This is a genomic window from Bradyrhizobium sp. WSM4873 (assembly GCF_055811355.1).
Window position 1 is genome coordinate 1 of sequence record NZ_JBVVPS010000144.1, and the last position, 266, is coordinate 266.

Annotated in this window: 1 protein-coding gene; it reads left to right on the forward strand. The window is 67.7% G+C overall.

Annotated elements, in window-relative coordinates:
- On the forward strand, positions 1 to 266 hold a 266-nt coding region (locus AC0L21_RS38130), incomplete at both ends, for a hypothetical protein (protein WP_473267164.1).

Below are 266 nucleotides of genomic sequence, written 5' to 3' on the forward strand. Positions count from 1 at the left end.
CTGCAATGGCGCACCGCGCGTTTCGATTTCGCCAGCCTGGATGCGCTCAAACGCTCGATCGAGACCAACGCGCCGGTCGAGGGCCTGACGCGCGCGTTGCCGGCAGTCGATGCGCAGGCGCTGGAGCACCTCTCGCGCGACGAGGAGATAAGGGCGCTCGCCACCGATCCCAGGCGCGTGGCGCTGCTGTGGGAAGCCTGCGCGCTTCCCGACTACAGGAAGATCGCCCCGGCCCAGCATGCCGACCTGATCGCCTCGATCTACAT